The following is an 11,399-nucleotide window of genomic DNA, read 5'->3' as shown; positions in this document are numbered from 1 at the left end:
CAGTATTAAGATCCATATTTTCACCAGGAAAATAAACTACTGTAGCAAGATTTGATGATAGTGGTATTAGTCAGTCATATTCTTTTGAAGAAAAGGTGATTACTAATGATTAATCGTTAAATATTAGTTGTTGAATTAGCATTAATGAAAAAAAACTGCTCTCAGCAAGTAGTAATATCCCTAAAAACCACTGAATTCGTGTACTATAATAATGTGCTGATAAACTGACTTTAAGTTTAACCAAAAACTTCGATTGTGTGTTATTAAGAAGTAAAATTTCGGAGCAAACCATTAACTAACTAAAATTATGACCAACACAATATTACCCCCTACAGCATTAACCGAAGAAATTAGCAAGCCAGACTTCACATTTGACCCCAGTATTCGACGCGATCATGCAAAGAAGTACCGAACCTCAGAGTGGTACGATGGTCGTGGAGAAATTAAAGCGGTAGAAGACGGTCGCTCATTTGAGATTTCTGCAACCTTTACTCTCAAGTCAGAAGTAAAGTTGGTATATGGAGTACTAAACCCATCTAACCCAGTGTTGGCAGAAATCTACAAAAGTCGTGGTCGTTGTGTAGCAGTTGTCGATCAAACGGTCGATGAACTTTATGGAGAATCACTGAAAGCTTATTTTAAGCACAATGAGATTCCCCTAGAAACTCTAGTATGTCGTGCATGGGAATCAGACAAAACTCCAGAAACAGTTCAGCGCATACTCCAATTCTTAGGTAAAGATGGCTGTGATGTATCCCGCAACGAACCTGTACTAATCATTGGAGGTGGCGTACTCAGCGATGTGGCAGGTTTGGCCTGTGCTTTGCAGCACCGACGAACACCTTATGTGATGATCGGAAGTTCTATAGTTGCAGCTATTGATGCTGGACCATCTCCTCGTACCTGCACAAATGGTCAGCTATTTAAAAATAGTATCGGTGCATATCATCCCCCAGTTATCACAATAGTAGACCGTAGCTTATTCCGTACTCTGGCAAAAGGTCATATCCGCAATGGGATGGCAGAAATTATCAAAATGGCAGTAACTGATGACCCAGTGCTATTTGATTTACTAGAAGAATACGGCCCACGGTTAATTGAAACCCATTTTGCTAACTTTGATGCGGATGAGGAACTGACCCAGGTAGCTGATGAAGTAATTTATCGAGCATTGTATTCCTACATGAAGCATGAGGGAACAAATATGTTCGAGACCTATCAAGACAGACCCCACGCCTACGGTCACACCTGGAGTCCCAAATTTGAGCCGGCAGTCAAATTGATGCACGGTCATGCTGTTACTATTGGTATGGCTTTTGGAGCAACCTTAGCAATGGAAATGGGTTGGTTAGAAAAAGGCGATCGCGACAGAATAGTTGCACTATGTTCTTCTCTTGGTTTATCAGTTTATCATCCTATCCTCGAAGACAGTGATTTGATGATTCAAGGACAGAAAAATATGCGTCGCAAGCGCGGTAGTAGTGGGTTATGGGCACCTTTACCTACAGGTATTGGTAGTTGTAGTTTTGCTGGAGAAGTTCCCTCAGACTTATTAATATCTGCTGTGGAGGAACATAAGAATTTTTGTACCTCTGTGCCAAATGAAGGAAAAGGCGAACAAATGTATTTAAGTGATCTTGGTTTGGAGTAAAATAAATAGAAGTTGTGATGTGGGGTGGAGAAAACAAGAAATTCCTCCCTGCTCCCTTTTGAAAAAAAGAACAATAGTGGGCAAAGACTGCAAAATTTTCATTAGACCTCTGCGATAATTAATCTCAAAGCCTTGTAATGCTTAGGCTAAAACTTAGTTTTCGTATGCTATAGATGATTTAGTATTTGCCCATTCTACTTATCCAATAGTAATGGAATAGAAATATGATAACCGTTGTAAATACAGAAACTGTAAATACAAACACTGCCAGACCAGTTACACCATTGGGTATTTTAGTAGAAAAACTTGAAAAAACTGTCAAGATGGCAGAAACCGTAGAAATACCTGCCCAACTTGCTGAGGCTATTAAAGATGCTTACCAATTAGCAGAAGGTCTTGACCCCTACATTGAAAAAAATACTACCCAGGAGTCAGATGCTTTGGCAGCATTAGCAGAAAAGACTCGCCGGGAACCCTGGAATTTACGATTTTCTGATGGCGAAACAGTGCGCCAGTTAGAACAGGAAATGTTATCTGGGCATATTGAGGGGCAAATTCTCAAAATGTTCGTTCACATGACTGGGGCGAAACGTATCCTAGAAATAGGAATGTTTACCGGGTATTCCGCATTGGCAATGGCAGAAGCGCTGCCAGAAGATGGACTTGAAGTTGCTTGTGAAGTCGATCAATATGTAGCTGACTTTGCTAAAGCTTGTTTTGAAAAGTCTCCCGCTGGGAAGAAAATATCAGTCGAAGTTGCACCAGCTTTGGAAACTATGCAAAAGTTGGCAGATGCCGGAGAAACTTTTGATTTAGTGTTTATTGATGCCGATAAAAAAGAGTATATAGAATATTTCAGAATTCTCTTAGATACAAGTTTATTAGCACCAAATGGATTTATTTGTGTTGATAATACTTTATTGCAAGGACAACCTTATCTGCCATCAGAAAAGCGTGCTGCTAATGGAGAAGCGATCGCTAAATTTAACCGTTTTGTTGCAGAAGATACCAGAGTAGAACAAGTTTTGCTACCTTTACGAGATGGGGTAACTATTATTAAACGAAAGTAGTTATGGTTTGAGGATATTATTAACCCAATAAATAATTGGATATAACTCCTGAATATTCGGTAACATCATGTCAGCTGGTATCATTAGTGTAAACCCAAAGGTGAATATCTACAGGGAATTTAAGTTTTTTTCTTGCTCTTAAGTATTCTTGCCTGTTCCCTGTTCCCTACCCTTGCTATACAATACCGATGCTACCTGACATGATATAACATCATAGGTGTTACCGATATAAATAATTATAATCAAATGCTACTGACAATTTTTAAGAGTAAACTGCATCGACTCAAAGTAACTGAAGCACAACTATATTATGAGGGTTCAATTACCATTGATGAAGAACTACTAAAAACTGCCAGTATCTTAGCTTATGAAAAAGTACAAGTAGTTAATGTCAATAACGGTTCACGGCTAGAAACCTACACTATTCCAGGGGAATGGGGTAGTCGTATTGTCTGTCTCAACGGTCCAGCAGCCCGAATAAATGCTGTTGGGGACGAGATAATAGTCATCGCTTATGCTCAAATGACACCAGAAGAAGCACTTCTACATCGTCCTCAAGTTATTTTAGTGGATAAAAATAATAATCCTCTACAGAAAAGCTAATACTTAGACCTACCTCTACAGCTAAATTTTTATTCTCAAAAACTTAACACTTTTTTCCTGATTATAAATAATAACATGGCACTAATTTTATTTGTTCAAGGACGTGCTTATGCACTTTTCCAAAATCTCGGCACTCTAATTTTATTATTAATTGTTTTACCTTTCAATTTCCTGAAAGTAATACCATCGCTGCTATGGAATTTTATCAGTCAACCTTTTCAAAAAAAAGTAGTAGCTGAAAACCCAAAAAACATCCTAATTACGGGTGCAAAAATGACAAAATGTTTGCAACTTGCCCGTTCATTCCATGCCGCAGGGCACAAAGTTTTTCTGCTAGAAGCAAATAAATATTGGTTATCAGGAAATAGATTTTCTAATGCTGTTACAGGTTTCTACACATTACCCTTTCCCCAAAAAGATTGGGAAGGCTATTCTCAAGGATTATTAGAGATTATTAAAAAAGAAAAGATAGATGTATTTATTCCAGTTTCTAGTCCGGCAGGAAGCTACTATGAATCTTTAGCAAAACCACTTATATCGGAACATTGTGAAGTATTGCATTTTGACGCTGAAATTACGCAACTATTAGATAATAAATTTACATTTATTGAAAAAGCTAAAAGTTTTGGTTTATCTGTACCAAAATCATTTTTAATTACAAATCCTGAACAAGTTCTCAATTTTGACTTTGCTACTGATGGGAGTAAATATATTCTCAAAAGTATCCCTTACGATTCAGTGCGTCGTTTAGATATGACAAAACTGCCCATGAATTCAAAAGCAGAAATGGAGGAATTTGTCAATAGTTTGCCGATTAGCGAACAGAGACCCTGGATTATGCAAGAATTTGTGAAAGGCAAAGAATATTGTACCCATAGCACTGTCAGAAAGGGTAAAGTTAGACTCTATTGTTGTTGCGAATCATCAGAATTTCAAGTCAATTATCATCATGTAGATAGACCTCAAATCTATCAATGGGTAGAAAAATTTGTCAGAGAATTAAATATTACTGGGCAAATATCCTTTGACTTTATTCAAACAGAAGATGGTCGAGTTTATCCCATAGAATGTAATCCTAGAACTCACTCAGCTATTACAACATTTTACGACCATCCAGGAGTAGCAGATGCTTATTTGAAAGATAGTAAAGATGAAAATGAAGCCTCACTAATACCACTGCCAAATAGTAAACCTACTTATTGGACTTACCATGAATTATGGCGACTGACAGGAATTAGATCTTTGGGACAATTAAAAACTTGGATTAACAGAATTTTTCAAGGAACAGATGGTATTTTTCAAATAAATGACCCCTTACCATTTTTGATGGTACACCATTGGCAAATTCCTTTACTTTTGTTAGGTAATCTGCAAAAATTAAAGGGGTGGGTAAGAATTGATTTTAATATTGGGAAATTAGTAGAATTGGGCGGAGATTAACAAATTGGATTTCTGTAGAATGTAAGCTCAGAAACCGTAAGCGTTTAGCTCTCATTTTCTTTAATGAATGAATAAATGAAGCAAGCATTTGTTTAACTTCTACTACATTTTCAACAAGAGAATTGAAGTACAAGAAGGACTAGCTTGCTTTAAATGAAGCTGAGATCTGATAGCTGGCAGCTAAATGCTTACCAGAAATTAAGAAAGAAAAAACAGATTTCTACTAAGGTTAAATCATCAATTTTTATGGATCAACAAATTTGGATTGCGATAACATTTATTGCCTTTTTACTTTCATTTACAGTAGTAGGCATTTACTCCGCAACCCAAAAACAAAACACAACAAATGATTACCTACTTGCTAGTAGAAATGTTAATCCCTGGTTGACAGCTTTATCAGCAATGGCAACAGGTCAGAGTGGATATTTATTCATTGGAGTAATTGGCTTTACCTACAAAGTAGGAGTTGCTTCCATTTGGATACCTGTTGCTTGGGCAATAGGAGACTATATTGCTTGGTGGTTGATATTCAAAAAGTTGAGGTTAGTCTCTCAACAAACAAATTCAGATACAGTTTCCTCATTCCTCGGTCAAGAAAATCTAAGGTCAGGAAAAAATAACGGGCGCTTGATTACAATAATTTCAGCCTTAATTACTATTGCTTTTCTCGGTACTTATGCTTCAGCTCAACTGGTAGCAGCAAGCAAAGGACTAAATGCAATATTTGGCTGGAACTATCAATTAGGAGTTATCATTGGAGCTGTAATTGTCGTTATATACTGTTTTTCAGGAGGCATTCGTGCTTCTATATGGACTGATTCAGTGCAGGCAATTTTGATGATTGGCTCCTTATTAGTTCTGTGTATAGTCGGTTTGATTAACTGTGGTGGGTTTGGAGAACTTTGGACAAAACTCAATGCAATTGACCCCACCTTAACAAATTTGATTCCCGCTAATCTGCCTTGGGGATTTTTCCCTTACTTTTTGGGATGGATAGTGGCAGGATTTGGCGCTGTCGGTCAGCCTCATATATTAGTACGAGCAATGGCAATTGACTCCGCAGAGAATGTGGCTTTTGCTCGAAACATCAAATTTGTCTGCGGTCAAATAAACTCTGCCACAGCCTTCGGTGTTGGGTTAACTGCAAGAGCATTGTTGCCAGATTTAATCACATCAAGTGACCCAGAATTGGCATTACCTTATCTATCTATGGAACTTTTACCAGCAGTGATGGTGGGGTTAATGTTAGCAGGATTATTTTCAGCAGCAATTTCCACAGCAGACTCTCAGATTCTATCTTGTTCGGCTGCATTGAGTCAAGACTTGATTCCTAATACAGCTAATTCTTATAGAATGGCTAAAATTGCCACGTTAGTTGTCACAGCTATTGTATTAGTAATTGCCCTAACAGGAGACAATAACGTATTCGCTTTAGTAATTTTCTCTTGGTCAATTTTAGCTTGTGGTTTAGGCCCATTATTGGTATTGCGGGTTTGGCAAAAACCTATAAGTGTGCCAGTAGCGATCGCCATGATGATTATTGGTATTATTGTTTCCATAGCCTGGAATTTAGGACTTGGGTTATCTAGTGCTATTTATGAAGTACTTCCCGGTATGGCTACAGGCTTTATTGTTTATGGAATTGTTTATTTTTTGACCGACTCTAGAGAGTTGAGTAAATAAAAAAATTGTACTACTTTGTATCAGTTTGATCGAGACGGAAAAAGATGGATGCTCCAAATAAAGTATCACGATTACAATTATTCTTATCATTACCGATAGACTGTTTAGCTGCATTAATGGGTGGGACGATATGTCTATCTTTATCACCAATTTTCATCCGTTTGAGCGAATATGAAATCGGTCCCAATGCCGCAATATTTAATCGCTTGTGGATTGCGACTGTTGCCTTTGGGTTAGTGAGTCGATTTTTGGCTGTGCGCCACCGAGAACGAAAAAAGGAAACCCAAAAGGAAATCCAATCAGATCAACAAAAACCCCATCTACTTCACAGAGCCAAGCTACTGATGATAGCAGATGGGGTTATTCTCTCGATGGGTCTAACATTTTGGGCTTGGTCTTTGACTCAGACAAGCATTGCCAACGCTAGCATGATGCATAATCTGGTTCCCATATTTACTGTTTTAGGAGGGTGGCTAGCTTTAAGTCAAACCTTTGACCATCGATTTCTGCTAGGTATGTTTGTGGCGCTCGCTGGATCTGCATTATTAGAAATGAATGACCTTTTATCACTAAGAGTCAGCCAACAACTACTAGGAGATTTGGCAGCATTACTTTCAGCAGTATTTTTTGGCATACACCCACTGATAGTTGAGCAACTCCGATCTCATATCAACCCAATCACGATTATGACTTGGTCTTCGGCAACTAGCTCTCTATTATTATTGCCTTTTGCTCTAATTGTTGAAGAGCAACTTTTTCCAAGTTCTTTCACTGGTTGGTTTTCAGTTATTGCTCAAGCCGTTGTTGCTCAAATGTTAGGTATAGGACTTTTGGCTTATTCTCTCAAAAGGTTATCTGCTGGACTTACTAGTCTAGTTGCGTTATTTATTCCTGTTCTCAGCGCTGTCGAAGGTTGGGCAATTTTCTCAGAAAATCTTAGCTTGTTGACTTCGGTAAGTTTCTTTGTAATTTTATTGGGAATGTATTTGGCTATCTCTAGTAGGTCTGCTATCAAACCGAAAGTTGAACCTTCTTATTGAAGGCAAAAGTTGAGAGCTTTGCTAGAATAAATGACATCTCATTATTAACCAGAGACGAAATACTCGGGGATTTAGAAGCTTTAATATCATCAGTATTTATAGAACGCATTTGGGATATTTGTCGGCGATTCAGTTTTTTGCCAGGAGTCAGGAGTCAGGAGTTGGAGGGAAGGTATAAGGGAAGTACATGGAATGTCAACTTCCCTAAATATTCATTGATTCAGCAACCCCTTAATTTTATTTTATGAACTTGATTGAAAATCTCCTTAGTGCAGGATGGTGGAAATAACTGACCAGTTACAAAATCCTAAAACAATTACAAATCAAAAATGATTGACTTTTAAGTTTTGACTTTTAACTTCCGTGTAGCGGCACTAGTTTAGCTTCATCTAAGATAAAATTACAGTTTTTTTTCAGATGAAGATAAAACATTGAAAACTAATGAAAAAGAACTACCTTCAAAGTAAAATAACAGAATATTAGGCTAAATAATTGGGGAAAAAAAATAGAAAAATGCAGTAATATTTAAGTGGAAGCTAGGGGATGTTATTGTCTGGCTGTAGTCCACAGTAGACTCAATACAAAATCACCTAGAAAAGTCCTACAGTTTTTGGTAATATATTTAATATTCGTGATATGAAACTAGTCAAAATTAATAAAAATTAATTTTTCTACTTTTTTTGTTTTGTTAAAATTTAGGACACAATTAACTAATTTAATAGAAACAAAACAACGCCATTATGACATTAGAAAAAATTTCTCAGACTCAACCTTCATCCTTAAAGACAATGCCAATGTTACGAGTATTGCACCTCGCAGGTTCCATTGTCTCTGACTTTTACTACAACTTATCAATAATCTACGCCAAAGAAGTAGTACAACCAGTGGGTGTCAGTAGCTACTATGCAGTCGTAAATCCTGACAGTCTTTGGCAGTTAGGAACATCCTTAGATTCCTTGTCAGAAAAGATGTCTCTCCAGGATATGATTCCTCGACTACCTCAGATTGATGTAGTAGTTCCCCATATGTTCTGCTTTCCTGGAATGACCAGTTTCAGGGCTTTATTTGAGGATATCATTGGTATCCCCGTGGTTGGGTCGCCATCCCATTGCACAGCATTAGCAACTAACAAAGCACAGACAAGGAGCATTGTTTCTGCATCTGATGTCCTGGTTGCCAAAGCACAACAACTACGCCGAGGAGATAAATTAACAATGGAGCCGCCCTTTGTAGTGAAACCTACCTCGGAAGACAATTCTTTGGGTGTGACATTGGTGTGGGATGAATCTCAAATAGAGGAAGCATTGAAAGTTGGGTTTAAACTAGACGAGACGTTGTTAGTGGAGGATTATATTCCTGGAAGGGAATTTCGTGTAGGTGTGGTTGAGTATGAAGGTAAGTTGTCCGTCTTGCCGATGATAGAGTACTTAGTCACGGAGGAACACCCTATTAGAACTGTACATGATAAGTTGGAGCTAAAATCAGACGGAACTCCTGGAAAACAACCTGAGAAACCAGAAGTGAAGCCAGTATGTCCAGCGAATGTCACACCAGAACTATTCAAGAAACTTGGCGATAGTGCTAAGAAGGCTCATATTGCATTGGGATGTCGTGATTACTCCTTGTATGACTTCCGAGTACACGCAAAAACCAATGAGCCATATCTGCTTGAAGCAGGATTATTTTGGTCTTTCGGCAAAATTAGCATGATTTCTCGGATGCTTCAAGCTGATGGGCAAAGTTTAGAAGATGTGGCTTTGCAACTGTGGAGTGCAGCAGCAGGGAGAACTCGCGTAGCTTGTGGTTCATTGTTTAAGTACAGCAAATCAGAGCAAGTAGCAAAGATTTAATGAAGTCAGAAGTCAGAAGTCAAAAGTCAGAAGTTAACCCACCCCTCGCCCCTCCCCCTCCCAGGAGGGGAAGTAGGGGATTTGAGCAAGCCTCCAAAAACATTTCGCCTTAAAAGGCAGGGTTGCGCGACCCATATTATTTTGATAATACCATTTCTCATTTTATTGAGCAGAGGAGTTAGGGAGTGGGGAGTAGGGGAGTGGGTAGGGACATTGCATGCAACGTCCCTACAGATAAGTAAACATTAGAGTCTCAAGGGGTGACAAGCACCTCAACGTATTTCCGTCTAGGGAAGCAATCTCAAGTCCTAGTTTTTCGTACCTCATGGGTAAGTCCTGTTCTAATTAGGACACTGGCTATTCAGCAGCCTTAATTTATCGTTATTATCATTCCCATGTGACTTAGCCTAGAAAAAAAAAGATGAATGCTCAAGCAAAATTATTAAAGCTACAGTTTGTCTCATTTTTACCGATAGATTCCTTAGTTGCATTAACAGCTAGCATAATCTGTCTCTCTTTTTCACCCATTTTTATCCGTTTGAGCGAACTGGAAATAGGACCAAACGCTACAGCATTTAATCGTTTTTGGATAGCCGCTGTTGCCTTTTGGCTGCTAAATACTTTATTGACAGTACGCCATCGATACCGAAATAAAGAAACTCAACTCGAACAACAAAAGCACCATCTAGTTAATAGGGCAAAGCTACTAATAATAGATGGTGTTCTTATATCAGTAGGTCTAATGCTTTGGGCTTGGTCTTTAAATCAAACGAGTATTGCTAACTCTAGTATGATTCATAATCTGGTGCCAATATTTACCGTCTTAGGAGGATGGCTAGCTTTAGGTCAAACTTTCGACAATCGATTTTTGATTGGTATGGTAGTTGCGATTTTTGGAGCAACTTTACTAGAAGCAAAAGAACTGTTATCATTGAGGATGAGCCAAGAACTATTAGGAAGTTTAGCAGCTTTGCTCTCAGCAGTGTTTTTTGGAATACATCCACTTGTCATTCAGCGACTCCGTAGTAATTTAAGCCCTGTCACTATTATGACTTGGTCTACAACAACAAGTTTTCTATTTATGTTACCTGTTGTTCTAATTGCCAAAGAGCAACTTTTCCCAACTTCGATAAATGGGTGGTTTGCAGTAATTGCCCAAGCTCTCGTTAGTCAAATGCTTGCTATGGGACTTTGGGCTTATTGTCTCAAAAAGTTATCTGCCGGGTTTAGTAGCTTAGTGGCGTTGATTATTCCTGCTCTCAGTGCGGTGGAAGGTTGGGCTATTTTCTCAGAAAGCCTGAATTTTTTGACTGTTGTAAGTTTCTTTGTAATTTTATTTGGAATGTATTTGGCTATTTCTAGCACATCTGCTATCAAGCTGGAAAATGACTAAAGGCATAGCTGAATTAGTGTATGATATTAATTTTTTAGGAGTCAAGAGTCAGGACTCAGGAGGGAAGAAATAAGAAGAAAGTAGTAGAAGAGAAAGTTTTTTGTTAGCGCTCTTCTCCAGAACTGATATCATACCTCAAATCAGCAACGCCAATATTCGCTAAATTAAAGAGGAATCAAATTTTGTCTACTTTACGATCAATTTCTACTTCCTACATACAGCAAGCAAATTGGTTTCTGTATAAATTCAAAGCTACAGGTTTAACAGACAAAGTGTCTGTAGCATTTCAGATTAAATCACCTCTGGATATTCAAAGTGTAAAAGATACACTACAAGTATTAATTGAACGTCACTCTATTCTTCGCAGTATCTATTACGAACAAGATGGAAAAATAGTTCAAACAATTCAGGAAAATGTCGATATTAATTTTGAACAAATTTCTGCTTCATCTTGGAGCGACGAGGAATTAGAAGGGCATTTATCTGACTCGCTCAAACGTCCTTTTAACTTAGAAAATAGCGGGGTATTTCGTGCTTGTTTATTTAAACGTTCGGTAACAGAGAATATTTTGTTATTGACTGTTCATCAAATAGCTGGAGATTGGGAGTCTTTATTAATATTAGTAAATGAATTTGTTGCTCTCTATGAATCAAAAATTAATCATGAAA

Annotated in this window: 10 protein-coding genes; all 10 read left to right on the top strand. The window is 37.9% G+C overall.

Features of this window, described 5'->3' with window-relative positions:
• Positions 1 to 307 precede the first annotated feature (307 nt).
• On the top strand, positions 308 to 1,651 hold the full coding sequence (locus F6K13_RS04710; protein WP_287286921.1) for a sedoheptulose 7-phosphate cyclase: 1,344 nt from the start codon (positions 308 to 310) through the stop codon (positions 1,649 to 1,651).
• Between the two features lie 224 nt (positions 1,652 to 1,875).
• Positions 1,876 to 2,721, top strand: a complete 846-nt coding sequence (locus tag F6K13_RS04705; protein WP_124154325.1) for an O-methyltransferase — start codon at positions 1,876 to 1,878, stop codon at positions 2,719 to 2,721.
• Positions 2,722 to 2,967: 246 nt separating this feature from the next.
• On the top strand, positions 2,968 to 3,324 hold the full coding sequence (gene panD / locus F6K13_RS04700) for an aspartate 1-decarboxylase (protein ID WP_124143152.1): 357 nt from the start codon (positions 2,968 to 2,970) through the stop codon (positions 3,322 to 3,324).
• A 75-nt stretch (positions 3,325 to 3,399) separates the two neighbouring features.
• On the top strand, positions 3,400 to 4,764 hold the full coding sequence (locus F6K13_RS04695) for an ATP-grasp domain-containing protein (RefSeq protein WP_124143153.1): 1,365 nt from the start codon (positions 3,400 to 3,402) through the stop codon (positions 4,762 to 4,764).
• Positions 4,765 to 4,917: 153 nt separating this feature from the next.
• Positions 4,918 to 6,447: a sodium/proline symporter gene (locus F6K13_RS04690; RefSeq protein WP_240041545.1), complete on the top strand. Its 1,530-nt coding sequence runs from the start codon at positions 4,918 to 4,920 to the stop codon at positions 6,445 to 6,447.
• 44 nt (positions 6,448 to 6,491) lie between these two features.
• Positions 6,492 to 7,487 (top strand): DMT family transporter, encoded by a 996-nt coding sequence (locus tag F6K13_RS04685; protein ID WP_124154324.1) that lies wholly within the window; start codon positions 6,492 to 6,494, stop codon positions 7,485 to 7,487.
• Complete coding sequence (locus F6K13_RS04680; protein WP_124154323.1) at positions 7,484 to 7,735, top strand: hypothetical protein; 252 nt, start codon at positions 7,484 to 7,486, stop codon at positions 7,733 to 7,735. The genes F6K13_RS04685 and F6K13_RS04680 overlap by 4 nt, the downstream gene beginning before the upstream one ends.
• A 492-nt stretch (positions 7,736 to 8,227) precedes the next feature.
• Positions 8,228 to 9,337, top strand: coding sequence for a D-alanine--D-alanine ligase (locus F6K13_RS04675; protein WP_192901034.1), 1,110 nt, complete (start codon positions 8,228 to 8,230; stop codon positions 9,335 to 9,337).
• 421 nt (positions 9,338 to 9,758) lie between these two features.
• A complete protein-coding gene (locus tag F6K13_RS04670) occupies positions 9,759 to 10,730 on the top strand; it encodes a DMT family transporter (protein WP_124143155.1) in 972 nt (323 codons plus the stop codon).
• Positions 10,731 to 10,912: 182 nt separating this feature from the next.
• Positions 10,913 to 11,399 (top strand): condensation domain-containing protein (locus tag F6K13_RS04665; RefSeq protein ID WP_287286920.1); only part of this gene is annotated, 487 nt, incomplete at its 3' end.

The sequence above is a fragment of the Okeania sp. SIO2B9 genome (genome assembly GCF_010672505.1).
Classification (GTDB): Bacteria; Cyanobacteriota; Cyanobacteriia; order Cyanobacteriales; family Microcoleaceae; genus Okeania; species Okeania hirsuta.
The sequence above is the reverse complement of the archived record's forward strand: the minus strand, read 5'-3'. Positions and strand labels throughout refer to the sequence as shown.

Excerpts from the sequence above, each read along its gene's own strand:
- F6K13_RS04670 (WP_124143155.1), top strand. The coding sequence starts at position 9,759 with ATGAATGCTCAAGCAAAATTATTAAAGCTACAGTTTGTCTCATTTTTA.
- F6K13_RS04695 (WP_124143153.1), top strand. The coding sequence starts at position 3,400 with ATGGCACTAATTTTATTTGTTCAAGGACGTGCTTATGCACTTTTCCAA.
- F6K13_RS04685 (WP_124154324.1), top strand. The coding sequence starts at position 6,492 with ATGGATGCTCCAAATAAAGTATCACGATTACAATTATTCTTATCATTA.
- F6K13_RS04675 (WP_192901034.1), top strand. The coding sequence starts at position 8,228 with ATGACATTAGAAAAAATTTCTCAGACTCAACCTTCATCCTTAAAGACA.
- F6K13_RS04690 (WP_240041545.1), top strand. The coding sequence starts at position 4,918 with ATGAAGCTGAGATCTGATAGCTGGCAGCTAAATGCTTACCAGAAATTA.
- panD (WP_124143152.1), top strand. The coding sequence starts at position 2,968 with ATGCTACTGACAATTTTTAAGAGTAAACTGCATCGACTCAAAGTAACT.
- F6K13_RS04710 (WP_287286921.1), top strand. The coding sequence starts at position 308 with ATGACCAACACAATATTACCCCCTACAGCATTAACCGAAGAAATTAGC.
- F6K13_RS04705 (WP_124154325.1), top strand. The coding sequence starts at position 1,876 with ATGATAACCGTTGTAAATACAGAAACTGTAAATACAAACACTGCCAGA.